Genomic DNA, 25,875 nt, shown 5'->3' with positions numbered 1-25,875 from the left:
TGACTGCTGGAACAATATGAGTAGGTGTTTCAGCAGCATAAGCATTTGTGAATAGGCAGACGATTGCCATTCTGTGGGGTAAAAATAGCAGGATATCTATATGCGATAAATGAATATTTTTCTATATATCTAGAATTTATTCTTATAAAAATAACAGGTTAGCTGTTGCCCATCAGGAGTAAAAGGAGTAAAAAAGTGAACAGATGGCATGTTTGTCACATGTGGGTAACACATAATTTTGAATCAGCAACCAGAACAAGTTGACAGCATTTTAAAATAGGAGGCAAGGATGACGGAAAAAACGATAACAAATGCTAATAGCTCAGAAGTCAACACTCAACAACACAGCGATAGCCGGGTGGATGCGATTGCTGCGGTGAGCTTAATTTTAATTGCAGTAGCAACGGCTGTATTTTGGGTGAGTGGTCAATAATTAATACGTTTAATGAAGGGATGGCAGGAATTGGAGTTTCTACTTACAAATAACAGATTTCTCACTAAAAGCTAATTTTTTTTGCGGAGCGGTGACTGACTACAGTTGGTGTAATGCCAGCTGTACTGCTGCGTAAACCATTAGGATAAATACTAGGGTAAAAATAATGCCAGCAATGACAAAATGGCTAAATTTACCACTTTTAAAATCTCTCTCTCGGTTTTTTTGACTTTGTACCCCAAAAGCAGCGGCTAACACGCTTTGAATGGTAGCAAGTAGTCCTGTTCCTTCAGTCTGGCTCTTTTCATCGGGCTGGTTTGGTTTATCCTGTACAGAGTTACTTGTTACTGATTGGTCAGGTAGGCTATTTTCTTTGAGCTGTTGGTTTGGTTTCATAGTGAGTTCTCCAGAGTGACTTCCTTCCTCTCTTTCGGCTAGACTGCCATGATTCAGGCTATTTTGCCAATATTCAAGCTATATAAATAAAGTGCGTTTTGTTCATGTTAGATGTTATCCTCCACGCCCCTAAAGTCGTCACCCCGGAAGAGCTACAAAAAAAAGCCAATAGAGTCGATGGTTTGTCTGAATCAGCTTTGGGGGCTAGCAATGATATAGCGGCTGTTCAAACATTTTTAGTGGAAGTGGGAGGGAGCTCTGAACACACCTTACGACGTTATCGGCGGGAATGTCTGCGCTTTCTGGCCTGGGTGCATCGTTACTTAAATAAACAGTTAAATGGGTTAAAACGAGAGGATATCTTAGCTTATCGATATTTTCTCCAAGCTCCTACATCAGTTTGGCAGCAGGCAGGGCTGATGATTCCGGAACTACCACAGTTTATACCTTTTCCCAATGCACTAGTTAATGGAAATAGTGTTGATTCGGTAATGAAAGTAGTGGGTTCATTGCTGAGTTATTTACATGCCCAAGGCTATATAAAAATTAATCCTGCCTTTCGTTTGAAGCCGCTAGGGGAAAATACAGCTCTCGGTCACCAGCAGCTCAAAGCGTTTAATCGGGAGGAGTGGCAGTTTCTGATAGACGGAATTCGTCGTTTACCCATCGCTACTACTGGGCAGCGTAATTTTGTAGAGCGAGCCCGTTATATTGTGGCGATTGCTTATGGGACAGGAATACGAGAGCATGAGTTAGCAACTCACACTCACCAGGCAATTGTTCGAACTGACTTGGGTTATGAGCTTAATGTTTTAGGAAAAGGTGCAAGACGCCGATGGATTCCATTGAATGAAGGGGTTATAGAGGCAATTATTCGGTTTCGTCACTATCATGGCTTGGACCCAACGATCAATAATGATGCTTTCCCATTTGCCTCCTCACGTAAACCAGTCAAAAAACAAGGGGAATTTGCAAAAAATATATCTACCCGACAGTTGCGGGATTTTCATCGCCAATTGTTGTATAAGTTGATTGATCAAGCTGGAGCTGATATATCAGTAGATTTTAAAGAAAACTTATTGAGTAAAGGTTTTCATAGTTATCGGCATACCGCGATTACCCATTTAGCTAACCAACCCAATGTGATGATAGAACGGGTTAGATTATTCGCTGGCCACCAGGATATTAATACCACAAAGTTGTATATTCTCACCGAACGGGATGAGTTGTTAGCCTATATTCAACGTCATTATATTCAGTGGTAGCGATTAGACCATCCTATCCATAAGAATAAAAATTATTTATGGAGAATTTATGCCTGACTATGTGTTGTTAATTCATGGTGGTGCTGGACAATTGCCAGCTAACTTTCTAACGGCTGAACGAGAGCAAGAGTATACTCAGCAACTTTCTCAAGTGTTGAATAAAGGTAAACAATTGTTAATGGCTGGTGCTAAGGCTGAACAGGTTGCAGTTGAGGCAGTTGCATTATTAGAAAATTGTTCGTTATTTAACGCAGGCTGTGGATCAGTATTAACTCATGCTGGTACCTTTGAACTTGATGCTGCTCTTATGTTGGGGAATCGTCGGTCAGGTGCAGTAATGGCTGTAAAACAGTGTAAAAACCCCATTATTGCTGCACAAAAAGTGTTGTATAACAGTGTACATAATACCCTGGCAGGCCCTGAAGCAGATTCCTGGTTGTTGACTCAGGGAGTTGAACAGGCGCCACAGGATTATTTTTTAACAGAGCATCGATTGCAACAATTACGGGAAGCCCGACAAAAGCAGCAAGTTCAACTAGACCATGCTGATAATGGAGAAGTGCAGCAGTTGCTTAATAGCCCGTTAGATGAATCTCCTATGGGTACAGTTGGAGCTGTGGTGTTAGATATTCACGGTGAATTGGCTGCTGCCACTTCAACGGGGGGAGTTACTAACCAGTTGCCTGGGCGGGTAGGGGATAGCCCTATTATTGGGGCCGGTACCTTAGCTGATCAACGAAGCTGTGCAATTTCTGGCACCGGGGTTGGTGAGTATTTTATTCGCTATACGGTGGCTGCTGACATTCACTATCGCATGCTATTTAAGGGGCAAAGCCTTGCAGAGGCAGCTGAGGTGGTAGTTAACCAACAGTTACCTGCAGGTTCGGGAGGGGTGATTGCTGTAGATAGTCATGGTCAATGGACGATGCCCTTTAATACCAGCCATATGTTTCGAGGTGTTGTGACTGCTGATCAGTTAAAGGCATTTATTGGAAAAGATGAGTCACTCATATAGTTTGGAAGTTGCGATGTTGGAGTTGATTTAAGTGTTGCGGTTGTCATTGAGCGCTTGTTGCCAATGTTGGTAAGTTACTAAGCCAATAGTGCTGCTGTGTTCTTGGAATATTACTTGTAAACAGTCAAATAAGGCTACAGCATAATGAGGTAATCCCAGCTGGCAAAGTGACTTGATAATGCGGGTAAACCGTAAATAGTTATGATTACCTGGTGTTAGCCAACGTCGGCTGGCACTAGCAAAGTGCTCTGCAGAACGCTCAATCGTTATCTGATCTGATTTACTGTGATTTAAAATAAGACCGTAAAAAGCTAACATTTTGTTTAAAGAACGGAGCAAGTTGGTTTGGATGCTGGCTTGTTGCTTAAAAGTTTCAATGGTAGTGCTATTCAGCAAGGGGGTGGAGGCATGAAAAGCGTTGGCCTCTATAATCGGAAACAGCCATTGAATATAGTTGTGGGTAGTTTCTAACAGGTCTTCTTGCCATTGTAAGATATCATCCAGCTGACGGCCGTAGCTATCTTGCCCCCCTTGATTATAGAAGTTAATGAGTAATTGATTGGCCTGTTCAGTCATGACATTGGCAGATTTTGTTACAGCCATTACAGTGTCTATGAATGTATTTTAGCTAATATATTGCAAGCAAGGGGAGATAACCTGAATACTTATCAGACATTCGAAATATTGCATGCAGTGCTGCGAGTTCAAAGCCATCATGTCTGTTATGTTTGAGGCTATCTATACTCAGGTCAACTTAGAAAATTTCAAATATTTTGAAGTGACATTTTGCTCGACTCCCTTTGCCTGTAACAGTTGCAATCAGTGAGTGAATCGGTATTATAACTGCTCTTGTCCCTGTAGCTCAGCAGGATAGAGCAAGCGCCTCCTAAGCGCTAGGTCGGTGGTTCGAATCCACTCAGGGACGCCAGCTTAGTGATAGCCCTTTCCTTCATATTTAGACGAAAACTGTCTTTTAAAAAATACTTGAGCTGAAGTATGTTATGGCTAACTAGCGAAGTTGGCTGAAAGAATTTGCTTTTTTTGCTTATCTTTATTTTTTAATAAGTAATCAGCTAAAGCGATCAAACAATATATGAAATGCTCAATTATTATTCCTACCTTGAATGAGTCAGATAATATTGTTGCTAGCTTAACTCCTTTGCAAGTCCTGCGTCAGATTGGTCATGAGGTGATCATTGTGGATGGGGAAAGTGTAGATAATACGGTACTACTTGCAGAGCCCTTCGTGGACCAAGTACTTTCCACTAAACCTGGAAGAGCGAAACAAATGCAGCTCGGAGCTGACAAAGCGACAGGCGATGTACTGCTATTTTTGCATGTTGACACTCAGCTTCCAGAAAATGCTGTACAGCTAATTCTTCAAGGCTTCAAGCAGTCGCATGGTTGTAAGTGGGGGCGGTTTGATGTGGTATTGTCAGGGAAGCATTGGTTATTAACACTAACAGCAAAATTAATGACTTGGCGTTCTCGTTTAACTGGGATTGCTACAGGTGATCAGGTTATATTTGTTAAACGAGGCTGTTTTGATCAAGTTGGCGGCTATCAGTTGATGCCTTTAATGGAGGACATCGATTTATGTAAAAGGCTGAAAAAAATCTCAAAACCATTATGTATTACTAATCCAGTGGTGACTTCTAGCCGACGCTGGGAGCAGCAAGGAATCATTCGCACTATTTTATTAATGTGGAGTTTGCGTCTGGCATTTTTTTTGGGTGTATCACCTAAACGATTGGTGGCAATTTATTATCCAAAGGCGACAGTCGACAATGATTAAACCTAGCATTATTTTAATGGCTAAGCCTCCGATAGCAGGTAAAGTGAAAACACGTTTAACCACTTATTATTCAGAAGCTCATGCCACGGAAATATATAAACAGCTATTGTTGTATACTGCACAATGGATAAATGAATTATCCGTTAACTGGGTAAAAGTCTTAGCGGTGGCAGAACAACAACCTCATCATTTTTTTGACCACCTGGCATTTGCCTGTTGGCAACGTTATTTGCAGCAGGGCAAAGACTTGGGTGAGCGGATGGCTAATGCAGTACAACAGTATATTCAGCCAAACCAACCAGTTATTTTGGTTGGGGGGGATTGCCCTGGTTTAACAGCTCCTCTTATTCAGCAAGTAGTAGAAAAATTACATGATGAGCCTGAACTATCTAATAATAATGAAGTCGTTATTATTCCTGCAGAAGATGGTGGTTATGTACTAATTGGGATGAGGCAGTTTCACCCCTGTATCTTTGAAAATATTCAATGGGGAACAGAGCAAGTATTGTCGCAAACAGTTAGTCAACTTGAGTCAAGCCATATACCTTACAGTTTGTTTTCACCACTATGGGATGTGGATCGTCCAGAAGATTACCAGCGCTGGTGTAATGAATATTAACTTATTTAACTAAAGCTGACCGCTGCAGCTGATTAACATACAGGTCAACATAGCGCTGTTGAAGCCCCGTTACATGGAGAAACATTAAGCCAATTAACAAGTCTCCTGCCATTTCATCTTTATGAATTTGACGAATTTGAACAGCACATTCAAGCTCGTGTTGGTTGTGTAATGACATCATAAAACTTTCAGCCACTTGCCCCACCTCTGGCAGATTATCCTGTAGTTGTTGGCTAGCGACAGCAATTTGGCAACCAGTGGCTGAGATATCAATAACCCGTGTAGTAACTGCAGGATATTCTTCGGTTAATTTGAGTTTGGCGGTAACAGCAGGGTGACAGGGTAACTTCGCTCGGAACGCTCTGCGGCGTTGCAAATACCATAATTTATTAGGAAAGTTAAAGCTGTAAAAGGGAGTGCCAGACTCATCAAGCTTGGTGGCTTTTAATGTTACATTGTCAAAAGTTACTTTAATACCTTCATAAAAGGTATATACAGAAAATGATTCGCCTTGTTTAATCAGCGCATTACCATCAATGGGGCTAAGCTCATCTAAAGCAAAGGTTTGGGTGTCTAAGTCTACCGTGATGATTAAGGTTTTATAACTGAGATTACGGCTGGGGAAATACACCTTAATTGGCACTTTGGCTTTTAAAATGCCATTTAACACATTTGATATTTCCTGTGGTGTTCGTTTTAGCTGATATTTTTCTTCAATATCGATATCGTCAGACAGACTAGTCATTCAGCTGATTCCTACCAACAAATCCGTTTTAGTTACTTATCTCCAAACTGAAAGGTAGTACACCTCTATAATGACTATACACCGAATGGTGCATGTATTCATCAGAGGCGTTCAACTAAATGCTGTTTAGTTATGGCTGTAGGGCTATGCCCTGCTTATACCCGTTACGCTGTCCCTAGAATCTGTGAGTCTTGATAAGCAGAGGTATCGCCCTGAGCCCCATATAACTTGATTGAGGCTTGGCTTTGCCCCCGATAGATGGTCAGTAATTGGTGAAGAGTTTGCTGCAATCGGTTTATTACGCAGCCATTGATCTCATTCAGGGTTTGGCAATAGGCTAAACGACTTTTGACTGACTGCCAAGACTTGCGTGAATCGGCTTGCTGAGAAGAAGGAAGTGACACTAGCCATTGTTCCAAGCCTGCATCATTAGGAGTAAACCCAGCTTGCTTGAGCAACTCACTGCGATTTTGAGCGGTATGACCTAAGCGATTCAGGCATTCATTTTTGGTGGTTAATAGCTGATTGAGCTGCTCTAGATCTCTCTCCCGTAAGGCATGTTGCTCTTGCTCTAACAGCTCAGTCAATTGGCTGAGCGTAGTTAAATCAGAGGAAAGTTGTTGCTGAAGGGTTTGGTTAATCATGACGGTCTACCTTAAGCGACGATTTCCATTAACGTAATAGGCTTTCCAGCTCAAATAATTTATCTGCAATTTTTTCGGGGTTGACAGAGTAACTGCCTTCGGCTAATGCAGCCCTGATCCGAGCCACTTTTTGCGCATCTACCTGAGGCTCTTGGCTAGCTTTCTGTTGCAGTTTTTGTAGTTGCTTGGCTTCTGCGCTTAGCTCTACAGACACTTGCTTTTGTGGTTGGTTACTTGAGTCTGACTGAGATTGCAAAGCGTTTTTATCCGCTTTCTCAGCAGGCTTGGTCTGAGCGCTTTTGAGGCTGCCTTGCTGGCCGTGCGCGCCATTGATGTCGTTAACCATGGAATAACCCTTTTTAGTCTGACCGTCTAACTCAGTATAGCGGCCAGCTGAAGAATAACTTTAATGACAAATTCAAGTCGTCTGGCTAAAGGGTAGCTTCTACTGTATAGGCATCTTTAACAACTGCTTGAATTACCCGTTTAGAGCGAATATTGCGTACTTTGATCAGTTGTCCTGGTTTACCATCTGAAAGTGCAACCCCTTTTGCTAGCACGCTAAAATTGCTGGTATTAGCATGAATAGCAACTTGCGTGCCTTTTTTGATTGCAGTAGCTTGGGTAATGTGGCTTTTCGTTATAGGCTGGCCCATTTTGAGTTGTCGGGTAATCACTTTGCCTATAAGTCTTGAAGGGTCAGTATAGTAACTACCCCTTAATTTCCCGATGTCTTTTTCTAGCCGCATTAAATCACTGGGATTAATCACCTGGCCTTTTGGCAACGTGCGGTTAGCGGCAACCACTTGCCTATATAGCTTAACCTGGGCGGCAATATAAAGGCTCCAGTAGGGTGAATGAAGGCACTTTACTTTATGGGTGGATCGGCCAATAAGTGTTTGGCGACGTTGGCTTGGCTCAATTGTTAATTTATTAACGCAAGGCTTTAGTTTAAGCCTTGGATCTATAGGGCTGAGATGAATTTTATAACGGCCGCCCCCTATTTGCTGGGTATAGGCTTGCAATTGACTTTCCAGGTAACTGTGTACAAGTTGATGTATGGAATGATGTACTGGATCACTCCAGCTTGCCATCGCCATCATAGTCAGTCCCAGGGCTAGTAATGGCTGCACAATAATACTAGGGGTGTTCATAATTTGTCCTATGATAAGCGTTTGGTCTATGAATATTTCACTAATCAAGTTAAGGAGGGCCACGCAAGTCCCATGCCTGGCCAAAAAAGCAGAACATAGTTACTGAAGTCTGGGGGTACTTTATCGTTAAGGAAATAGTTTACTTGATCACCCGCGTCATCGCGTGGTTAGCTAGGTATGTCGCTGCTGTCGTGCTTTAGCAATTTCGGAGTTAGTCTCAATAGATTCAATTTTCTTATAAATTACATACTGTAGAATGCCAAAGATTAACCACCATAAAGGCTCGTCATAAAAGTGAAAAGCATTACGGATGAATTCAGGTATTATGATTTCAAAAATAGATAAATGAATCTCTATCCATTGTCCTGTATCAATAAAGACCACGCTTTTTAATGAGATGAGGGTTCCACCCAAAAGAAAGCAACAAGTACCGTTTAATATCAGTATTAGTTTTACAAGGTTTAGTAACAGCTTTTTCATCTTCATAAAACTCTAATAACCTTAGCTGTCAAAGTATAGTTTATAAATTTCCTCTGGCATCTGAACTTGGTATTTCACCAAAGCTTCAAAGACTAAAGATCTTCCTGAAAATTAAACAAAAGGATTTCTCTATGGCTAACTTAACTTGTGCCTATCTCTATTTCTGAGATAAAGGCAACCTAGACCTCGCCTTTGCGTTAATAGCAGATGGTTACGATGTAGAAATACTTAAACAAAAAGGAACAAACAACGAAAATAATGGGGAAATAATAAGTACTATAAATAAGTAGTTGAATAAAATAGACCAAAACCTCCACCAGTAAAAAAGATAACGAAAAACCAGTAAGCTATTGGATTATCTTTTCTTGTATATGTAGAGACTTGATTTCTGGCCCCTCTAACATATATTTTATTTCGCCAGCAATGAGGCCATATATGCCATAAAGGGCAATGCCAATTGAAATAATGGGAAAAAGCTCTGAGGAACTATCCATGGCCATGCTACAACTATAACTGAACAATAGTTATATTATAATAGCTTAATAGGAGACAATGCACTTAATACTAATATGACTTCTCTTTTTTTCTCGACCTTACATTTACATCAGAACGCAAGTAACTGAGAAAATAAGCTCTTATTCACGAGAAATATAAATAAGTTAGGCGAGATTATTAACTTTCGTTGTCTATTAAAAGCTAGTTATAAATTCATCTTAAATTGGGTGGATACTCATTAGTCAAAAAAGCCTATTGTAATTAGCATCAATATACTGGCTCTAATACCAAAAACTAAGATAATAAATTATTTTATAAATAAAGAGATTGCTTGTGCGAATATTTAAAGGGGGATGAATGTTGAAATTTTATATTGGCGATAAAATTTTCCAAAATAATAGTTGCTTTGATATTTTTCTCTAAAAAAATGTCTATGAAACGTTTTCAATACTAACAATATCTCTAAATATTAAATTTATAGTTGACTCGCATGCTTGTGACGGGTTAATGATAGATAAACTACCTCCTAGCTTATAAATCATAGAGTGTAGTGTTAATAACTCTCCAAGTCCTGTCGAGTCAACATAGCCAACATTTGACATGTCCAGGTGAATATTCTTGGGGGAAGGCTTTATGATTGTATTAATTGCATCACTCAGACTTATTTTATTAAATTGTGTTAAGTCGCCAGTCAAGAAAATTAGCGTTAAATCTTTCTTTACTTTATAACGTATTTTGCATGACATCAGACTGCACCTAATCAGTTAGGTAACTTAATAACAGTATAAAATAAGCATGCAACAATTAGAGCTTGACAATACCTTTCAAAAAAGAAAAATAGTTAATTGAAGCCATTTCTCGATCCCTGCCTGAAGACGATTACTTTAACCGACGTATTCCCACTGTCCTTATGATGAGTTCTATAAATGATTTGTAACAGAGCCGAGTGGAAAAATAATTACGGCCCGAAGGGCTGTGACTGTAAAAACACGACTTATTGTTCCTTTAGAATAACTAAACTTCTTTCTTCGCGCCTCGATTAGTGCTTATACAGTTACAACAGTGATATTCAAATAGTGTTAACAGTCCCTAGTTGTATTCACTATTTCTACGGTAACTTTCATCTACTTTACGTTTCAAATAAAAGCTGAGGCCAATGAATATTGCCCCAAATGCTAAAATCATATTAGCCAGACCGAAAACATTAGAGAAAGCTATTAAGAACTGGGGGAGGTGGCTTTGTATCGGTTCATAGTTTAAAGATATCCATTCATTGAAGTTTACGTAATGAAGAAACTGTATCGTATAGAATAGAGATGCAGTAGCAATCAGAAAGCTGCCACATATTAAACAGGTGAGTTGCAGTAAAAACATTGTTAGCTGGTATCCTTTGTACTACAAGTTACTTTTTTCAAGCCAACCAGTTAAGTATAGTAAGTGAGCACCTATTGGTCCAATGCTATAAGGCAAAGCTTCTGCTTGTTAGTTGTGTTTAGGTTTAAAAAGTATATAGAAAAACCTGAAAGAGAATTTCCTTCTTAGTAAGTAATTTTGGGGTCATATTTGCGTTGTAAGTGGAGATGTACTGATATCTTTTGTACAAACACCTATTGTCTGTTGGGTGGTTAATCGGGTGGTCGAAGAACAAAAAATTTGTAGCAAATCTTTTGTTGCTGCTGGAAGGATTCATACGGAAACTGGAAGTAACTAGGTTTTATGCGGTCTAAAGACTAAGTAAGTGCACTTTAAAACTTTGCAAATCTCCAGATTCGCCTAAGATAAGTGTATGGTCTATAAGTATTTCACTAATCAAGTTAAAGAGGGCCAGGCAAGTCCCATGCCTGACCAAAGTTGTAGTGAGACAAGGTAATTCTTCATGGCCGGTGTATTAGATAGTGTTAACCAACGAACTCAGCTAGTTGGTCAAAATAGGTTGGAGCTACTACTGTTCCGGCTGGCAGGTCCACAGTTATACGGTATTAATGTATTCAAGGTAAAAGAGGTTTTACAGTGCCCTAAAATGACCTTAATGCCAAAAAGTAGCCCTGTTGTTAGGGGGGTGGCAAATATTCGTGGTGGCACAATTCCCTTACTGGATATGAATCTGGCAACGGGTCATGACTTGCTGGATGATGTGGAAAACTGCTTTGTCATTATTACTGAATACAACAATAAGGTGCAGGGGTTTATGGTGCGGATGGTAGACCGCATCGTTAACATGAACTGGGAAGAAATTCATCCACCACCCAAAGGAACAGGTCGGGACCACTATCTAACGGCGGTTACCAAAGTCGATGACAAGCTCGTTGAAATTATTGATGTGGAAAAAATTCTTTCTGAAGTATCTCCAATGACTGAAGAAATCAGTGAAGGAGTTATTTCAGAGGATGTTACTCAGCGGGCGGTATCTCAGCATGTATTGATTGTTGATGATTCTGCAGTGGCACGCAAACAAGTGCAACGTTGCTTGGAAACCATTGGGCTTACGGTGACCGCAAAAAGCGATGGCCGAGAAGCATTGGATTTCCTGAAAAGTCTTGCTGACGAGGATAAAGATGTTCGTAATGAACTGCTGTTAATGATTTCTGATATTGAAATGCCAGAAATGGATGGTTATACACTGACGACAGAAGTTAGAAGTGATCCTCGAATGAAAGATCTTTATATTATTTTGCATACTTCATTAAGTGGTGTGTTTAACAGGGCAATGGTAGAAAAAGTTGGGGCTAATGATTTTATTGCTAAATTTAACCCAGACTTGTTGGCAAGCACTGTTATTAGCCGGCTTGAAGAAGCGGCAGCAGCAGTGCAGGAGGGATAATAAATAATAGCATACTGAGTATGGCGTTTTGCTTTTTGTTTATGGCAATAGTGGAGTTTTCAATTTGACACAGAGTGGGCTTAGTTCGAAGGTAGCGTTAAGTGACTTTGATATATTCAGCCAATTTCTTGAAAAAGCTTGCGGCATTGTATTAGGCAAAAATAAAGAATATCTGGTCAAAAGTCGATTAAGAAAAATTCTTAATGATAATAAAATTGATACGCTAGCAGAACTGGTTAAAATTATTGAGCGAAATCCTCGTGATAATTTACGGGGCAAAGTAATTGATGCTATGACAACTAACGAAACTTTGTGGTTTCGTGATAATTATCCTTTTGAAGTGTTTAAAAAAACCATCTTACCGGAGTTGTGTAAACGTTATCCTAATCAGCGTTTAAGACTTTGGTCAGCTGCATGTTCCAGTGGACAAGAACCCTACTCTATCAGTATGGCCACTGATGAGTTTGAGCGAACCAGTCTTGGCCAACTGAAGGCGGGTTTGCAAATTATTGCAACTGATCTTTCTAATAAAGTGTTAGCTGAGTGTCGTCAAGGTGAGTATGACTCTTTGGCTCTGGGAAGAGGTTTGTCAGAGGAAAGATTAAAGCGCTATTTTAATGAGCTGCAAGGTAAACGTTGGGAAGTTAAGCCTGAAGTAAAAAAACGTATCGAGTTCAAAGAGCTTAATCTACAAGAAAGTTATGCATCATTGGGCAAGTTTGATGTGGTTTTTTGTCGTAATGTACTTATTTATTTTTCGGCAGAGTTTAAACGAGATATTTTAACTCGAATCCATAAAACCTTAAAGCCTGGTGGCTATTTATTTCTAGGGGCATCTGAAGCACTCAATGGGTTATCTGACTTATATGAAATGGTACAGTGCCGGCCGGGTATTATGTATGTTTCTAAAGGAGAGGATGTCTTTGCTAGAGGTAGTGCCAGGTCTTCTTCAATTGGTTCGGCAACAACAAAATCTTCACCACCAACACGGTCCACAAGTACAACACGTTCTACGAGTTCACCGACTACAACAACACGACCTTCTACCATTCGTTCAACTCCCTCTCAAACAACAAAGAAACCTATGAGTACTACAAGTGACTCATCAAGGTTTAAGCCAAAGCCCACTAAAGAGTAAACCTGCTTTCTCTAAACGCTGATTGCGAGTAGCTATAGTAATAGGCTACAATCGGCGTAATTATTGGGGTGCTAGGCTATTTGCTTGGCTGAGAATACACCCATAAAACCTGATCCAGGTAATGCTGGCGTAGGAAGTTAAGGTTATTTATACAGTTTTATTTCCTTAAATTTTTGCTCTCCCAGTCAGGCCTATTAACTCAGTGTTTGGGATATATGTAAATGAGAGCCATACTCGTCGTTTTACTTAGTGTTTTTTCTTTTTTAGCGAGTGCTAATTCGTTAACGGTTTATACTTATCAGTCCTTTGTTTCAGAATGGGGGCCTGGCCCTAAGTTGCAGGCAAGCTTTGAAAAGCAATGCAACTGTCAGCTAAAATGGGTTGGTTTAGATGATGGGGTGAGTATCTTAAACCGATTGAAGCTTGAACGAACCAAAACCAAAGCGGATGTAGTCGTTGGGCTGGATCAAAATTTATTAGTTGAAGCAAATAAGTTAGGTGTTTTTGCTAACCACGAGCAAGATCTATCAGGTTTAAAACTACCAATGACTTGGAAAAACCCGCAGTTTATTCCCTACGATTATGGTTTTTTTGCCTTTATATATAATCAAGAACAGTTAAAACAACCACCCCAGTCATTTGCCGAATTAGTCTCTGACAAAAAATTGCGTATTATTTATCAGGACCCACGAACCAGTACGCCTGGCCAAGGGTTAATGCTATGGCTAAATGCTGTTTATGGTAGTGAAACAACTCAATTGAAATGGCAACAATTAGCGGATAAAACGGTTACGGTAACAAAGGGGTGGACAGAAGCTTATGGTCTGTTTTTAAAAGGTGAAGCAGATTTAGTATTAAGTTATACAACATCACCAGCCTATCATGAAGTGGCTGAGCAGGATACCCGATATAAAGCTGCGCAGTTTAAGGAAGGCCATTACCCTCAGGTAGAAGTGGTTGGTATTATTAAGAGGGCTCAACAAAAACTGGCTAGGCAGTTTTTACAGTTTTTATTAACACCTGCTGCCCAGCAACAAATAGCCACTCATAATTGGATGTTGCCTGTGGTCGAAACTGTTTTACCTGAAGGGTTTAATAATATTATCAAGCCTAAAATGGTAGACCCATTTACTGCTGAAGAAGTATCAAAAAATAGAAAACAGTGGATTAAGCAGTGGCGCCAGGCAGTAGTAAAATAATACCACTAATTAGAGCTATGCAGAAGTAATTGCCGAGGAGCATTAAACTGTCTTCATGCCAACCACCTATTATTTTTAGGCTCATAAGGCTTTATTGCTCAGCGACCTTGGCTAAAAACATTCATTATATGAGCGGAAATGTTATTTACAACAATTGCACGGTTTGGTTTTGCTATTATCGGGCTAATTTTTTGCTTTTCTATCGCTGCACTTGTTGCTTTAGCAACTGAAGGGTGGGGAGTATTTAATTGGCAAGAACTGCTGGATCCTTATCTTTGGTATATAACCAGCTTTTCTCTTAAACAGGCATTACTATCCGCAGTTATTAGCTTATTGTGTGCAATACCGGTAGCTAAAGTGATTGCTTGTCGCCAGTTTATAGGGAAGCAATGGTTATTAACCATTTTTAATCTATGTTTTGTATTACCTACCATTGTAGTAGTATTGGGGATGGTCTCTGTTTATGGTCGCTCTGGTTGGATTAACCAGTGGATTGACAGTGATTATTCCATTTATGGTTTGCCAGGAATTTTATTATGTCATGTTTTTGTTAATTTTCCTTTTGCTGCTCGAGTATTTGTTAATGTAATCGAGCAAAACCCTGTAAACCAGTGGCGTTTATCAGAACAACTAGGGTTTAATACATTTTATCGATTTTATTGGGTAGAGTGGCAAGCTATTAAGAGCCAGCTATTTCCTTTATTTGGCTTAATTTTTTTGCTGTGTTTTAACAGTTTTACCATTGTGCTGGCTATGGGAGGTGGTCCTCAAAGTACTACTTTAGAAGTCGCTATTTACCAAGCATTGCGTTATGACTATGAGCCAGGCTTTGCTGTGTTGCTTGCCACATTGCAGCTACTCATTACTGCACCTATTGCATTGATGTTGTTCTATTATCAGCCGACACTGAAGCAAACTAAAAAAACAGCCTATAAAAAGCCAACCCGTTTTGTAACTAGATGGCTATTAACTCCTATACTGGCTATGACTAGTTTATGGGTATTACTGCCACTTCTTGCTTTGTTATTAGAAGCAGTGAATTTAGATAGTTTGTCTGGCCTTTCTACCCAGATACTAATCAATGCTGGGCTTAAGTCATTGATAATTGCAGTTAGTGCATCGTTTTTTAGTGTATGTATGGCCTTAGGAGTCAATGCGTTATTATTTAACCTTTCCACTCAAGATAAAGCAAATACACACCTAAAAGGTATTAAAAAACATTGGGCTATCATTGTGGAGGGAGTAAGTGCCAATATTTTGTATTTTCCTGCAATTGTACTAGCAACCGGCTGGTTTATTCTGTTATGGAAACTTACTGATGTTTTTCAGTATACCTTGTGGTTAGTTATTTTTATTAATGCGTTAATGGCAATGCCTTTTGCAATTAGGATTATTAGGGTTCCTTTTTTTCAGGTAGCAAGCCACTATCAACAACTTTCTATGCATTTGGGGATCACAGGTTGGCATTGGTGGAAAATGGCATGGCCAGTATTATCTACAGCAATTGGTCAGGCTGCAGCATTAGCTTTTGTGCTTTCTTTAGGAGATATGGGAATTGTTGCACTAGTAGGCGATCCAGACTTTATTACTTTGCCATTATTGGTTTATCAGTATTTATCCAACTATCAGTATCCGCAAGCAGCTGTGTTATCAGTTATATTAGTAGCAAGCTGCTTTATTTGTTTTTACTTAATTGAAAGAATTTTTAAATATTATAATGCTTGAGCTGTTAAATATAAAAGTCAAACAAGGCGATAACTTATTTACCTATAATAACCAAGTTAAAAAAGGTGCTTTTTGTCGAATAGTGGGGCCAAGTGGAGTAGGTAAAACTACCCTGTTAGAAACGATAGCTGGCTTTAACACTGTAGTTGCTGGTGAAATGAAATGGCTGGGACAATCATTTACCTATCGCAAGCCGTCAAGGAGACCAGTTTCAATGATGTTCCAGCAAGACAATCTATTTGCTCATTTATCTATTTATACGAATATTGCCTTAGGTGTAAGACCGTCAGCTAAATTAAATACGGCTGAAAGCCAACAGCTTCAACAACTCTGCTTGCAGCTAGGTATTGCAGACCAATTAGAAAAGCAGCCAACACAACTGTCAGGTGGTCAACAACAACGAGCAGCTTTAGCAAGAGCCATTATCCATAAAAAGCCAGTCCTATTATTAGACGAACCATTCAGTGCTTTAGATAAAGCATTAAGAGAAGACTGTATTGTGTTAACTGATACAATGCGAAGACAATATAATTTAACTGTGCTAATGGTCACTCATCATCCAACAGAATTAGATCAGGTGGCAACTCAAACGATTGAAATTAAATAGTTTCCTACTATAAAAATAATAGACACTAGTAGCAGTGTTTTATATGCTGGGCTTGCTAAGTATAAGTGAATATTTTGATAATTAAGATCGTAGGGTAACGCTAAAAACTGTCCTTAGTATTATTAAATAGTTTGTGAGTATTACCCTCATTAGCAAGGACTCGCAATGAATATAAATAATATCAACGAAAATACAACTGATGCTATTACTATCACCACTACAGCTAATGGCTATTTTTCTGAAGTGGTTGCGAACCATCAAAGTGTGATATTTCCTGAAGGAATTAAAAAAGAAGATATTACTATTTGGCGTAGAGCCAATAAATTAGTCATCGAGCATAAAACCAGTGGTGAAACAATAGAATTCAATTACTGGTACACTTATTCCAATAGTTATTATAAAACTCAACAATTACAGTTTAATAATGAAACTAGTTTAACTTTAGCTGAAATGGAAGCAACTGCAGTATACCAGGGTACAGAAAATGGTGAGCAACTAGTAGGTTATCGAGACCTTAGTGAAACTATTCACGCCCAAGGTGGTGACGATAAGGTATTTAGTCGAGCAGGTGATGACATTATTGACGCAGGAGCAGGCAATGATTATGTGGATGGTGGGGCAGGTAATGACACCATTGTGGGTGGTTTAGGTAATGATATTTTACATGGTCGTTCTGGTGATGACTCCATTAATGGTGATCAAGGAGATGATCAATTATCAGGAGGAACCGGTAACGATCATTTAGTGGGAGGTGTTGGAAACGATGTTCTATTTGGTGGTGAAGATAATGATGTATTGTTAGGCAATACAGGGAATGACTATCTTGATGGTCAAGCAGGTGATGATGAAATTAACGGTGGCGATGGAAATGACCAATTAATGGGAGGTACTGGTAATAACCAGTTAATAGGTGGCAAGGGCGATGATAAATATGTGTATGGTGGCGGTTTTGACACTATCAATAATGAAGGCGGTGGTAAAGATGTCATTATATTTAATGACGTATTGCCTGAAGGACTCATTTTTACAAAAGACAATAATGATTTAATTATTACTGTTGATGGAGATAGTCAGCAGGGTATAAGGGTGGTTAATCACTTTTTGGGTGGTGATTATTCTATTGACTTGGTTCAGCCTGCTGAAGGTTACGCTTATTCTTTAACAGAAATCAATGCACTGGCAAGAGCCAATGAAATACCCGAAGGTTAATCTTATCAAGCATTTGTAAAAGATACTGACGAAAGTAATCGATTTTCAGCGACTCGATTTGCTGACTGGGTTGAGGCCAATGATGGTGATGATACTGTCTTTGGTATGACGGGTAATGATCATATAAATGGGGGTAAAGGCGATGACCATTTATTAGGCGGTAATGGTCAGGCAAATCAAGCAGATGGTGATGATATTTTAGATGGAGGCGAAGGTAACGATATTCTCTATGGTGAGCAAGGCAATGATTTACTGAAAGGCGGTAAAGGTAACGACCATTATTATTATCGAGCTGGAACAGGTAGAGATACCGTAGATAATAGTGGTGGTGGCAAGGATGTATTATTTTTTATTGATATCAACCGTAACCGATTATCTTTTTACCAAGATAAAAAGGATTTAGTTGTACTTGTAGATAATGATAAAAACCAACAGGTCAGAGTGTTAAATCATTTTAATGGAGGAGATAGTGCTATTAGTTTAATCCAACCAGGTGATGGTTTTACAATGAACCGAGAAGCATTTGAAACACTTGTTAAGCCGTATCCAAATATAATGAATGATTTTTCAGTAGAAAGTACTGGATCTAATGTAGAATTAATAATTCATGCCGTCAGTGGTTTTGCTAGTGAAAGGGGTTTAAATACAACAACTGTTGGAACATACAGTACTACAGCTGAAATTCATCATGCTATAACAGTGAATTTAGGTTAGTTATTGTTTTAACGTGTACTAAATGATAAAAGGTCTGCCGCTCTTTCCTATTTCTAAAGCATAGGAAGGCAGGCTATTAGTTTCTTATAAGTAGATTGAAAAACACTTTATCTCAGGCTTTTCTAATTTATATGAAACTATGATTTATAGTACATTATCTATTTACTAACTCGCTGATACTAATCCATCAGATCAAACCACTCTATAGTGATAATCCCTATATTGCAATTGTCGTGAACTTTGGATACAACGGTTCTTTTTTAACAAGACAAGTTTAAATAATTGTAAAGATTATTTTAGGATTAGGTGAGTTATGGTAGGACGGGTTAAGTACTTTCTGCTATGCGCGGTAAGTGTATTGTTACTAGCAGGTTGTTCAGGTGCGCCTAAAGTAAAAAGTGATTTAGGCGTTGAGGATGCACCAAGCTGGGTGAATGAAGGCTCGCAAGCGGTTGAGAATAACGACGGGCGTTTTATTCATGGGGTAGGCATGGCACCAGTGGTAGGGGACTTGTCATTGCAAAAATCTACCGCAGCGAATCGTGCCAGGGCTGAAGTGGCTAGAGTGCTGTCTGTTTCGATGGATGCCTTACATGCTGATTATATAGCCAGTGACGGGGATGAGGCTGACAGTAATATTGAGCGTGAAATTAATGCTCATACGCAATTGGCACTAAACGGCGTGAAAATCATTGGTTACTGGAAAGATCAAAATACCCAAGATATTTACGCAATTGCTCAACTGGATTTAGAAAAATTAGAAAAGTCCATTAGAAGAGCTTCTCGCCTAAGCGAAAACTTCAAGAAACGTTTTATCAAGCATTTACCTTTCTCAAGTAATTCATTTTAATTAAGGAAGTCTCCCGTGAAGTTGATTGTAAAGTCTGTGATTGCTGTGGTAGTCGCATTGGGGTTAGTTGGTTGTAACACCACTCAAGTGACTCGGATTGGTGCTGATGAAACTGTTGATTTAAGTGGTGCTTGGAATGATACAGACTCTCAGTTAGTTGCTCGAGAAATGATTACAGATGCTTTATCACGGCCCTGGATTGCTAACTTTTCAGCCAGAAGGGGTAAAACACCAGCAGTGATTGTAGGTACTGTACGAAATTTAAGCCATGAACACATTAATGTAAGAACGTTTGTGGCTGAACTGGAAAGAGAGTTGGTCAACTCTGGTCGAGTTGAGTTCGTGGCTTCTCGTACTGATCGTAATGAAGTGCGTGAAGAACGGATGGATCAGGATTTACATGCCAGTGAAGATTCTCGTAATGCGGCAGGTCAAGAGCGCGGTGCTGACTTTATGTTGCAAGGTCAAATAAACACCATTTTTGATGTTAATGACAACAAACAAGTGCGTTACTATCAGGTTGATCTAACAATGGTTAGCATGGCTGATAATCGTAAAGTTTGGTTGGGCCAGAAAAAAATTAAAAAGCTGGTTAAAAACGCTAAGTTTCGTTATTAAGTATTTAATCAATGATTGAAACCTTATACAAGCACCCATTTAGTAGGGTGCTAGCGCTTTTATTATGCCTGTTTTTAGAAGGCTGTGCTTTTTCTTCTATGCGGCTCAATGATTTAGCCGCCGATTTGGAGGCTGTGCCACCAGAAAAAATACTGGCTAAATTGAAAGCTGTTGACTATTCCGATAGAGATCGCGTGCAGTATTTGCTTGATTATGGTGTGCTTAAAAGCCTAATGGGTGATTTTACTGGTTCTATTGAGGATTTACAAAAAGCCAAACAGATAATTCAGCAGCTGGAAGCGATTAGTATTAGTGAAAATCTTGGTGCTGTAGCAGTTAATGACACTCTAAAAAGCTATGTTGCAACCCCTAGCGAGCAGATGTTGCTGTATGAATTACTAGCCATTAATTACTTGATGCTTGGGCAAGTGGATGCTGCACGGGTGGAAGTACTTCAAGCTCAGGTAAAAACACGACAGTTTGCAGAAACCAATGAAGTCAATGGGCGTATTGCCAGTATGGAATATCTGGCAGGCTTTATCTATGAATTATTAGGAGAAGTAGATAATGCAATGATCAGTTATCGAAATGCGGCAAATAGTTTGGAAAGCAAAGGAATGTCAACTCCAGTAGCATTACAGGATAGCTTATTGCGTTGTAGTCGCTGGTTAGGTTTGCACACAGAATATAAAAAGTATACCAGCCGCTTTAATAGAACGGCGAGCTTTCCTAGTAAAAACCAAGGTGAAGTCACCGTTATTTATTGGGATGGCGTGGTAACAGCGAAAAAGCAGCGATTTCTGACTGTTTATGTACCTCAGTTAGAGCATAACGTCACTATAGCCCTACCTTATTACCCTGATAACAATAAAAGAGTTAATCCACTGAGATTGAGTGTTAATGGTGACAGCTATTATACAGGTGCAATTGAAAGTGTAGAAAAAATGGCTCGAGAAGATCTCGATGCACAAAGTACCGTAATATATACCACTGCTTTGGCGCGTATGGTGGCCAAGCACATGACAATTAAAGCCAGCCAAAATCAAAATAATGATAATCTGACGATGTTACTCAATATTGCATCTATATTTAGTGAAGCGGCAGATGTTAGAAGTTGGAATATGTTACCTGCTTCTATTCAAGCTGCAACTATTCAATTGGCACCGGGTCGCTATCAATTATTTTCTAATCAGTTTACTCCCATATCTCAACACACTAATGCTAATAGTTTACTTGACTGGTTTTTTACAACTGATGATAAGAATGTGGTGGAAAATAGTGGGGCTACTGAGCATGAAACTACCATGATTAAACAAGGAGTAAGGCCAGATCAGTTTACTTTGGATATTAAAGCAGGCCAGAAGGTGCTGTTGTTTGTGCCAAGAGTTAGTAATCGTGTTTATAGCACATATTTACATAATTAAGTGGGCAGAATATATGAGTAATCAATTTCATAAAAAAACATTAAAACTAAGGCGCTGGTTTTATTTCCCTTTATTGTTTGCTTTTATAGTCTTTGTTACTGGTTGTTCTACGCACCAAAAACAACCTGATTGGATTACGACACAACCAGATGGTTATCCTGCAAAACAATATTTGGTCGCAGTAGGGGAGGCAGATAATCAGGCGCTGGCTGATAATAGAGCACTCGCCAATTTAGCTAAAATTTTTGAGGTGTCTATTGCTGATACCTCTACTGATTTAGTGCAGTCAAGTGTGTTGGGGTTTGGTGTAGATAAAAAAATAACAACAGAACAGCAATTAAGTCGTTCAGTAAGTACTGAAGTCAGACAAGTATTAGAAGGGGCCAGAATCACTGACCGATATAAAGGAACAAATGGATTATACTATGGTTTGGCTGTACTCAAAAAGTCTGAAGTTGGCCGTAAACTGAGAAGATCGATCTTAGCGGCCGATAGGGAAACGACTGATGCAATTAGCTATGCTCAGCAACAAGTGACAACTAATCCATTTCTTGCTTTAGCCACTTTAGAAAAAGCACGACAAGTACAACTAAAGCGAGCCAGTGATAATCGTAAACTGCATGTATTGGCTGGCACAGGGGTACGGGAAAAATCCAATAGTGCTGACATAGAGCAAATGATTCGCCAAGTCATTGCAGGTTTACAGTTTGATGTTGATGCAGATACCAAGCAGGAATTTGAGTTATTAACAGCTGCATTGAGTAGTGTGGGAAGTCAAGTTACAGAGAATGCCCCTTATTTTGTTAATCTGAAGTTGGATAAACTACCCATTAAATACCGACAAAACTGGTATTGGCAACGAGGCTCTGTAGAGTTAACTATTTATAATGCAAGTGGAGCGTTGTTAAAAAAACGTTGGTCGTTTAAGGTGTCAGGGCAAGAACCTGAATTAACTGAGCAGCGTTTAAGTGACCATTTAACAAAGGAGTTACCTGGTTATTTTTATTCGATGCTGACCTCGGAAATAGCCAAGTAACATTTAATTATATATTTTGGGGTTGTAAAAAGTTGTAGCAGCAAGTTTTTCGCTGCTACAGTATTCAAGTTATATTATTTTACATCCCATGCTGACTGCCAAGCACTACCTACGCCAGGTTCAAACTGGTTTGCATACTTTGACCATTGTTGGCAATAACCGCTGTATGGGAATGGTTTACATTGGTAAATTTTCCCATCTTTTGGCTGTAGCACTTTGGTTCCTGCTTTATAGCTGGATAGACCGTCAGGGAATTTAAAATCAAAATCACCAGAGGGGCCTGGATTAGGCTTATCGCCACCATCTTTTATCAATTCAAATTGATAGGTTTGTTGCATAAAGCTGCTAGCAATGCCCTGTGATTTAGCTTTTATTACCAGTGTATGTTTGCCTGGTTTTGCATTGGCTATATTAGTCTGAATATTTTTAGATGCGTTATCAATTGACTCTGAACCAAAGGCGACTTGTGAATTATCAGGGCTATAAATGGCATAGTCCACTTTCAGTTTAGCCTGAGTCGTTAAAGTAAAATCTACAGTTGCTTGGCCATTAGTAATGATATATTGGTCTTGTAAACCACCTACATCAACTTGTGGGTCAGGCTGTTGATCTTTATTGATTTGAGTTTCTACTCGTGTAATGCCACTATCTTTTTTTGCATAAACATTATTTTTACCCATAGCAGGCACTACATTGCCTTTATTATCCAGGTGACCTGCGGCAATAGCTGTGTGCTTTTCATTAATGGCTTTAGCCAACAAATAAGGCCAGCGGTTTTTATTTCCATCCTCTGTCGTATTAATGGCTAATTCTGTTGCCATATCTGGCAACTCACCTTGATCATTAAATACTCTCGCTTTAACACTGTCTCCAGGCTGAAGGGTAATGGTTGGATTGATATTACCAATATCACTCCATTGGTTGGTGGGCGTGGGATCTGGGTCTGGATTGGTGCTGCCATTAATATTGACATCTATTGCTTGATAAAAACTCATGACCGTATCACCAACATCCCAAACAGCTAAGATAACATGATAACCTTTTCTATTGGGTACATTACATTGATGGGTTACATCAACGGGTGGTCGTGCATTATTGCCTGGAATAGTACAAAAGGGTTGTAAGTCAAACGAACTGCGACTTAATTGTGCATTTGGGTTCCAATTTGGTTTGGTTATATAATAATTAAAGTTTTTAGTGACGTGGTTGGCGGTAAAGTGCCATGAAAATTTATTAGGCCCTGGTTTTAGATTGGTTTTATTCCAGCGATTAACCGTTTGCTCGTTAAGCTGGGAGAATTGACTAAGCCCAGCGCTGGCGATTTTTCCATCTTCTGGTCCACCATTAGGAAATCCATCAGGGCCTTCGACACTTTGTGGCTCATACTGTACAGGGCCACATTTTACATTATCACCTTGTTTGCATTTGAGTGAACGTGATTCCGGCTGCGATACATAGCCATGGGCAAAAACACCTTGCGCGATAATGATCGAACTCACTAAAGCCAGTTGCGTTAAATTAAATGGGATAAAACTTAGGTATTGTTTTTTCATTAAAAATACCTCACTTATTTATTGATTAATTATTTATAAAAGAAACTAGAACAACTACTAAAAATAGTAATTTTTTTGATAGCAACGTATGAAGCCGTTGTCGATGGCCACAGAGTATAAGTAATACATGAGGACCTACGTAGCTAACACAGCTATCTCAGAAAAAGTGCATTTTTAGAGGTGCCCACTATTTTATTATTACAGTATAGATGACTGAGATAACTATAATCTGTTGTATTTCAAGATTTCGGAAATATATAAAAATTCAAATAAATAATGATTTGTAAAAAATTTTGTAAGAACCGGGTCATAATTGAGTAGTGGTTTTTGATTGGAGTTAATATTCAGAAATTCTGTGGTATAAATCATGAGAAAATACTGCAGAGAGTTTGCTAACTATTATTTATTGTTTCTGCTGCTTCTTTGACTCAGTAGGCATATTTTCATGTCTTCTATATTGGGGTGTTTGAAAATAAAAGGTGGTTGGTTGATGCTAATAATGGCTTAATAGTGGGGGGGGTAGTTATAAAGTCAATGCTATTTTGCCTTGACTGCTTTTGGGTATAATGTTGTTGCTAACCATAATCAGGTGTTAATTCGTTAGGAGTTAAGTTGATAAATAATAAACAACAACCCACTAAAGGGTATTTTGATCATGATCTATTAATAGCTGATCACAATAAGCTAAGACTTTTTTGTTTCCCTTATGCTGGAGGGAGTGCTGCTATCTATCGGAGTTGGCCAGCGTGGCTGGATTCATCAATTTCCCTGTGCCCTGTATTATTACCAGGACGAGGTACCCGTCTTAATGAATCACCTATTGATCAGATAGACTGTTTAATTAACGCTCTATTTGCTGTTCTAGCTGATAATATAGATAAACCTTATGCATTTTTTGGCCATAGTATGGGAGGGTTAGTTGCTTTCGAGTTGGCGAAAAAGCTTCATCAAGCGGGTTTAAGACAGCCTGAACACTTGTTTGTTTCGGGTAGGCAAGCCCCACATTTGTCACGAAAAAAACGTAATATACATGACTTGCCTGATAACGAGCTAAAGCAAGCTAAAGCAAGCACTTAAGTTATTGAATGGTACACCACAAGAAGTATTAGATTCTGAGGAGTTAATGGAACTCATGCTACCAGTTGTGCGTGCTGACTTAAAATTAGTCGAAACGTATGCGTATCAGCCATTAGGATCATTATTGACTATGCCCATTACTGCTTTTACAGGTATTGATGATGTTGATATTCCATTGGTTGATGTTATTGAATGGCAAAAATTGACGCAAAATAAATTCAGCTATTATGAGTTATCAGGTGATCATTTTTTTGTTCATCAGATGGGGTATGAAATTTGTGGAGTTATTAACCAGCAATTGTGTTAAATCAACCATTATACTCTTCGCAAATTTTTTTAGGGGTCTGCAATAACCCCTAAAAAGGCTTTATCTTGTACTATCTTTAATCGTCTTCCTCTCTCCTTAATACCAGAACAGGGCAGGGGGCAAGTCTAACAACTCGTTCTGCCACTGACCCAAGCATAAGACGTTTTATGCCATGATAACCATGAGAAGGTATAATGATTACACTTGCGTTTATCTCTTTTGCATAGGTGACAATTTCTTCGCCTGGTTTGCCAGTGAGAAGCTTCCAGTTAAGTGCTTCCCATTGATGTTTTTGCATAAACTGTTGAAAGTGATCTTCTATCTGTTTTTTATGTTCTGCCTCATCAAGCTGCACATAGGCTGTACCACAAGTAATGTAAGTGGTTGGATACTTTACATGAACAAGGGTCACCTGTTCAGGTGAGTCCACTTGTGCCAATGCTGTTTCAACGGCACCCACACACGCTTCTGAAAAATCAATTGGAACAATGACTGAGTTAAAGGAAAGTAAGTTCATTTGAGGGCTCCTAACAGTTTGTTGTTGTCTTTACTCTTA

General features: G+C 39.2%; 27 protein-coding genes, 1 tRNA gene, 1 pseudogene and 1 riboswitch. Of the genes and pseudogenes, 20 read left to right on the top strand and 9 right to left on the bottom strand.

All coding sequences use genetic code 11. From position 1 onward, the window contains the following. The first annotated feature begins 289 nt into the window (after positions 1 to 289). Positions 290 to 433, top strand: coding sequence for a hypothetical protein (locus tag G4Y78_RS18510; RefSeq protein WP_163834438.1), 144 nt, complete (start codon positions 290 to 292; stop codon positions 431 to 433). A 99-nt stretch (positions 434 to 532) separates the two neighbouring features. Here G4Y78_RS18510 and G4Y78_RS18505 read toward each other — a convergent pair whose 3' ends face one another. Then, positions 533 to 829 carry a DUF2970 domain-containing protein gene (locus tag G4Y78_RS18505; protein WP_163834437.1) on the bottom strand — a complete coding sequence of 99 codons (297 nt, stop codon included), beginning with the start codon at positions 827 to 829 and terminating at the stop codon, positions 533 to 535. A 104-nt stretch (positions 830 to 933) separates the two neighbouring features. On the opposite strand from G4Y78_RS18505, the gene G4Y78_RS18500 reads away from it, so the two are divergent. Together G4Y78_RS18500 and G4Y78_RS18495 are read left to right on the top strand one after the other, a co-directional pair. Next, entirely contained in the window at positions 934 to 2,094 is a 1,161-nt protein-coding gene (locus G4Y78_RS18500) for a tyrosine-type recombinase/integrase (RefSeq protein WP_163834436.1), read from the top strand. 49 nt (positions 2,095 to 2,143) lie between these two features. Continuing rightward, entirely contained in the window at positions 2,144 to 3,109 is a 966-nt protein-coding gene (locus tag G4Y78_RS18495; protein WP_163834435.1) for an isoaspartyl peptidase/L-asparaginase family protein, read from the top strand. A 27-nt stretch (positions 3,110 to 3,136) separates the two neighbouring features. Here the strand turns inward: G4Y78_RS18495 and G4Y78_RS18490 are convergent, their stop codons facing one another. Continuing rightward, positions 3,137 to 3,712, bottom strand: a complete 576-nt coding sequence (locus tag G4Y78_RS18490; RefSeq protein ID WP_163834434.1) for an opioid growth factor receptor-related protein — start codon at positions 3,710 to 3,712, stop codon at positions 3,137 to 3,139. Positions 3,713 to 3,960: 248 nt separating this feature from the next. Between G4Y78_RS18490 and G4Y78_RS18485 the strand changes: the two genes are divergently transcribed. From G4Y78_RS18485 to G4Y78_RS18475, 3 genes are all read left to right on the top strand, one after another. After that, positions 3,961 to 4,037: transfer RNA gene (locus G4Y78_RS18485), tRNA-Arg, on the top strand. A gap of 165 nt (positions 4,038 to 4,202) precedes the next feature. Then, positions 4,203 to 4,904, top strand: a complete 702-nt coding sequence (locus G4Y78_RS18480) for a TIGR04283 family arsenosugar biosynthesis glycosyltransferase (protein ID WP_163834433.1) — start codon at positions 4,203 to 4,205, stop codon at positions 4,902 to 4,904. Next, positions 4,897 to 5,523: a TIGR04282 family arsenosugar biosynthesis glycosyltransferase gene (locus G4Y78_RS18475; RefSeq protein ID WP_163834432.1), complete on the top strand. Its 627-nt coding sequence runs from the start codon at positions 4,897 to 4,899 to the stop codon at positions 5,521 to 5,523. Before G4Y78_RS18480 ends, G4Y78_RS18475 begins: the two co-directional genes overlap by 8 nt. Position 5,524: 1 nt before the next feature. Here the strand turns inward: G4Y78_RS18475 and G4Y78_RS18470 are convergent, their stop codons facing one another. From G4Y78_RS18470 to G4Y78_RS31755, 5 genes are all read right to left on the bottom strand, one after another. After that, positions 5,525 to 6,268, bottom strand: a complete 744-nt coding sequence (locus G4Y78_RS18470; protein ID WP_163834431.1) for a flagellar brake protein — start codon at positions 6,266 to 6,268, stop codon at positions 5,525 to 5,527. Positions 6,269 to 6,432: 164 nt separating this feature from the next. Next, positions 6,433 to 6,912: a flagella synthesis protein FlgN gene (locus G4Y78_RS18465; protein WP_163834430.1), complete on the bottom strand. Its 480-nt coding sequence runs from the start codon at positions 6,910 to 6,912 to the stop codon at positions 6,433 to 6,435. Positions 6,913 to 6,940: 28 nt separating this feature from the next. Then, on the bottom strand, positions 6,941 to 7,258 hold the full coding sequence (flgM, locus tag G4Y78_RS18460; RefSeq protein WP_163834429.1) for a flagellar biosynthesis anti-sigma factor FlgM: 318 nt from the start codon (positions 7,256 to 7,258) through the stop codon (positions 6,941 to 6,943). 85 nt (positions 7,259 to 7,343) lie between these two features. Next, a complete protein-coding gene (flgA, locus tag G4Y78_RS18455; protein WP_163834428.1) occupies positions 7,344 to 8,066 on the bottom strand; it encodes a flagellar basal body P-ring formation chaperone FlgA in 723 nt (240 codons plus the stop codon). A gap of 1,406 nt (positions 8,067 to 9,472) precedes the next feature. Continuing rightward, entirely contained in the window at positions 9,473 to 9,787 is a 315-nt protein-coding gene (locus tag G4Y78_RS31755) for an STAS domain-containing protein (RefSeq protein ID WP_163834427.1), read from the bottom strand. Between the two features lie 1,130 nt (positions 9,788 to 10,917). Between G4Y78_RS31755 and G4Y78_RS18445 the strand changes: the two genes are divergently transcribed. From G4Y78_RS18445 to G4Y78_RS18395, 12 genes and pseudogenes are all read left to right on the top strand, one after another. Continuing rightward, positions 10,918 to 11,862, top strand: a complete 945-nt coding sequence (locus tag G4Y78_RS18445; protein WP_163834426.1) for a chemotaxis protein CheV — start codon at positions 10,918 to 10,920, stop codon at positions 11,860 to 11,862. Between the two features lie 64 nt (positions 11,863 to 11,926). Then, positions 11,927 to 13,000, top strand: coding sequence for a CheR family methyltransferase (locus tag G4Y78_RS18440; protein WP_163834425.1), 1,074 nt, complete (start codon positions 11,927 to 11,929; stop codon positions 12,998 to 13,000). A 54-nt stretch (positions 13,001 to 13,054) separates the two neighbouring features. Then, a riboswitch (TPP riboswitch) is annotated at positions 13,055 to 13,153 on the top strand. A 68-nt stretch (positions 13,154 to 13,221) separates the two neighbouring features. Next, the gene (gene thiB / locus G4Y78_RS18435) at positions 13,222 to 14,199 is read left to right on the top strand and encodes a thiamine ABC transporter substrate binding subunit (protein WP_163834424.1); all 978 of its coding nucleotides are present in this window, start codon (positions 13,222 to 13,224) and stop codon (positions 14,197 to 14,199) included. Positions 14,200 to 14,337: 138 nt separating this feature from the next. Then, positions 14,338 to 15,924, top strand: coding sequence for an ABC transporter permease subunit (locus G4Y78_RS18430; protein WP_163834423.1), 1,587 nt, complete (start codon positions 14,338 to 14,340; stop codon positions 15,922 to 15,924). Beyond that, positions 15,917 to 16,531, top strand: coding sequence for a thiamine ABC transporter ATP-binding protein (locus tag G4Y78_RS18425; protein ID WP_163834422.1), 615 nt, complete (start codon positions 15,917 to 15,919; stop codon positions 16,529 to 16,531). The genes G4Y78_RS18430 and G4Y78_RS18425 overlap by 8 nt, the downstream gene beginning before the upstream one ends. Positions 16,532 to 16,696: 165 nt before the next feature. After that, a complete protein-coding gene (locus tag G4Y78_RS31570; protein ID WP_329604880.1) occupies positions 16,697 to 17,740 on the top strand; it encodes a calcium-binding protein in 1,044 nt (347 codons plus the stop codon). 39 nt (positions 17,741 to 17,779) lie between these two features. Further along, positions 17,780 to 17,896: pseudogene (locus tag G4Y78_RS31565) on the top strand (hypothetical protein); the annotation flags it as partial. 39 nt (positions 17,897 to 17,935) lie between these two features. Further along, positions 17,936 to 18,454 (top strand): calcium-binding protein, encoded by a 519-nt coding sequence (locus G4Y78_RS31560; RefSeq protein WP_329604973.1) that lies wholly within the window; start codon positions 17,936 to 17,938, stop codon positions 18,452 to 18,454. Between the two features lie 313 nt (positions 18,455 to 18,767). Beyond that, positions 18,768 to 19,304: an LPP20 family lipoprotein gene (locus G4Y78_RS18410; protein ID WP_163834421.1), complete on the top strand. Its 537-nt coding sequence runs from the start codon at positions 18,768 to 18,770 to the stop codon at positions 19,302 to 19,304. Between the two features lie 15 nt (positions 19,305 to 19,319). Further along, positions 19,320 to 19,922, top strand: a complete 603-nt coding sequence (locus tag G4Y78_RS18405; protein ID WP_222937529.1) for a penicillin-binding protein activator LpoB — start codon at positions 19,320 to 19,322, stop codon at positions 19,920 to 19,922. Positions 19,923 to 19,933: 11 nt separating this feature from the next. Next, positions 19,934 to 21,346 (top strand): COG3014 family protein, encoded by a 1,413-nt coding sequence (locus tag G4Y78_RS18400; RefSeq protein WP_163834420.1) that lies wholly within the window; start codon positions 19,934 to 19,936, stop codon positions 21,344 to 21,346. Positions 21,347 to 21,359: 13 nt separating this feature from the next. After that, positions 21,360 to 22,382, top strand: a complete 1,023-nt coding sequence (locus G4Y78_RS18395) for an LPP20 family lipoprotein (protein ID WP_163834419.1) — start codon at positions 21,360 to 21,362, stop codon at positions 22,380 to 22,382. 74 nt (positions 22,383 to 22,456) lie between these two features. On the opposite strand, the gene gbpA is transcribed toward G4Y78_RS18395, so the two are convergent. After that, positions 22,457 to 23,935 carry an N-acetylglucosamine-binding protein GbpA gene (gene gbpA / locus G4Y78_RS18390; protein WP_163834418.1) on the bottom strand — a complete coding sequence of 493 codons (1,479 nt, stop codon included), beginning with the start codon at positions 23,933 to 23,935 and terminating at the stop codon, positions 22,457 to 22,459. A 612-nt stretch (positions 23,936 to 24,547) separates the two neighbouring features. Here gbpA and G4Y78_RS31410 point away from each other — a divergent pair. Together G4Y78_RS31410 and G4Y78_RS31405 are read left to right on the top strand one after the other, a co-directional pair. Next, the gene (locus tag G4Y78_RS31410; RefSeq protein WP_163834417.1) at positions 24,548 to 25,012 is read left to right on the top strand and encodes a thioesterase II family protein; all 465 of its coding nucleotides are present in this window, start codon (positions 24,548 to 24,550) and stop codon (positions 25,010 to 25,012) included. A 46-nt stretch (positions 25,013 to 25,058) separates the two neighbouring features. Beyond that, positions 25,059 to 25,319 carry a thioesterase II family protein gene (locus tag G4Y78_RS31405; RefSeq protein WP_268934993.1) on the top strand — a complete coding sequence of 87 codons (261 nt, stop codon included), beginning with the start codon at positions 25,059 to 25,061 and terminating at the stop codon, positions 25,317 to 25,319. A 76-nt stretch (positions 25,320 to 25,395) separates the two neighbouring features. Here the strand turns inward: G4Y78_RS31405 and G4Y78_RS18375 are convergent, their stop codons facing one another. Continuing rightward, complete coding sequence (locus G4Y78_RS18375; protein ID WP_163834415.1) at positions 25,396 to 25,836, bottom strand: universal stress protein; 441 nt, start codon at positions 25,834 to 25,836, stop codon at positions 25,396 to 25,398. Positions 25,837 to 25,875: the final 39 nt, after the last annotated feature.

It is taken from the genome of Spartinivicinus ruber, assembly GCF_011009015.1.
Lineage (GTDB): Bacteria > Pseudomonadota > Gammaproteobacteria > Pseudomonadales > Zooshikellaceae > Spartinivicinus > Spartinivicinus ruber.
The sequence above is the reverse complement of the archived record's forward strand: the minus strand, read 5'-3'. Positions and strand labels throughout refer to the sequence as shown.

What these genes read in the sequence shown, in the direction of transcription:
- G4Y78_RS18510 (WP_163834438.1), top strand. Translation starts at nt 290, where the DNA reads ATGACGGAAAAAACGATAACAAATGCTAATAGCTCAGAAGTCAACACT.
- G4Y78_RS18505 (WP_163834437.1), bottom strand. Translation starts at nt 829, where the DNA reads ATGAAACCAAACCAACAGCTCAAAGAAAATAGCCTACCTGACCAATCA.
- G4Y78_RS18500 (WP_163834436.1), top strand. Translation starts at nt 934, where the DNA reads ATGTTAGATGTTATCCTCCACGCCCCTAAAGTCGTCACCCCGGAAGAG.
- G4Y78_RS18495 (WP_163834435.1), top strand. Translation starts at nt 2,144, where the DNA reads ATGCCTGACTATGTGTTGTTAATTCATGGTGGTGCTGGACAATTGCCA.
- G4Y78_RS18490 (WP_163834434.1), bottom strand. Translation starts at nt 3,712, where the DNA reads ATGGCTGTAACAAAATCTGCCAATGTCATGACTGAACAGGCCAATCAA.
- G4Y78_RS18480 (WP_163834433.1), top strand. Translation starts at nt 4,203, where the DNA reads ATGAAATGCTCAATTATTATTCCTACCTTGAATGAGTCAGATAATATT.
- G4Y78_RS18475 (WP_163834432.1), top strand. Translation starts at nt 4,897, where the DNA reads ATGATTAAACCTAGCATTATTTTAATGGCTAAGCCTCCGATAGCAGGT.
- G4Y78_RS18470 (WP_163834431.1), bottom strand. Translation starts at nt 6,268, where the DNA reads ATGACTAGTCTGTCTGACGATATCGATATTGAAGAAAAATATCAGCTA.
- G4Y78_RS18465 (WP_163834430.1), bottom strand. Translation starts at nt 6,912, where the DNA reads ATGATTAACCAAACCCTTCAGCAACAACTTTCCTCTGATTTAACTACG.
- flgM (WP_163834429.1), bottom strand. Translation starts at nt 7,258, where the DNA reads ATGGTTAACGACATCAATGGCGCGCACGGCCAGCAAGGCAGCCTCAAA.
- flgA (WP_163834428.1), bottom strand. Translation starts at nt 8,066, where the DNA reads ATGAACACCCCTAGTATTATTGTGCAGCCATTACTAGCCCTGGGACTG.
- G4Y78_RS31755 (WP_163834427.1), bottom strand. Translation starts at nt 9,787, where the DNA reads ATGTCATGCAAAATACGTTATAAAGTAAAGAAAGATTTAACGCTAATT.
- G4Y78_RS18445 (WP_163834426.1), top strand. Translation starts at nt 10,918, where the DNA reads ATGGCCGGTGTATTAGATAGTGTTAACCAACGAACTCAGCTAGTTGGT.
- thiB (WP_163834424.1), top strand. Translation starts at nt 13,222, where the DNA reads ATGAGAGCCATACTCGTCGTTTTACTTAGTGTTTTTTCTTTTTTAGCG.
- G4Y78_RS18430 (WP_163834423.1), top strand. Translation starts at nt 14,338, where the DNA reads ATGTTATTTACAACAATTGCACGGTTTGGTTTTGCTATTATCGGGCTA.
- G4Y78_RS18425 (WP_163834422.1), top strand. Translation starts at nt 15,917, where the DNA reads ATGCTTGAGCTGTTAAATATAAAAGTCAAACAAGGCGATAACTTATTT.
- G4Y78_RS31570 (WP_329604880.1), top strand. Translation starts at nt 16,697, where the DNA reads ATGAATATAAATAATATCAACGAAAATACAACTGATGCTATTACTATC.
- G4Y78_RS18410 (WP_163834421.1), top strand. Translation starts at nt 18,768, where the DNA reads ATGGTAGGACGGGTTAAGTACTTTCTGCTATGCGCGGTAAGTGTATTG.
- G4Y78_RS18400 (WP_163834420.1), top strand. Translation starts at nt 19,934, where the DNA reads ATGATTGAAACCTTATACAAGCACCCATTTAGTAGGGTGCTAGCGCTT.
- G4Y78_RS18395 (WP_163834419.1), top strand. Translation starts at nt 21,360, where the DNA reads ATGAGTAATCAATTTCATAAAAAAACATTAAAACTAAGGCGCTGGTTT.
- gbpA (WP_163834418.1), bottom strand. Translation starts at nt 23,935, where the DNA reads ATGAAAAAACAATACCTAAGTTTTATCCCATTTAATTTAACGCAACTG.
- G4Y78_RS31405 (WP_268934993.1), top strand. Translation starts at nt 25,059, where the DNA reads ATGGAACTCATGCTACCAGTTGTGCGTGCTGACTTAAAATTAGTCGAA.
- G4Y78_RS18375 (WP_163834415.1), bottom strand. Translation starts at nt 25,836, where the DNA reads ATGAACTTACTTTCCTTTAACTCAGTCATTGTTCCAATTGATTTTTCA.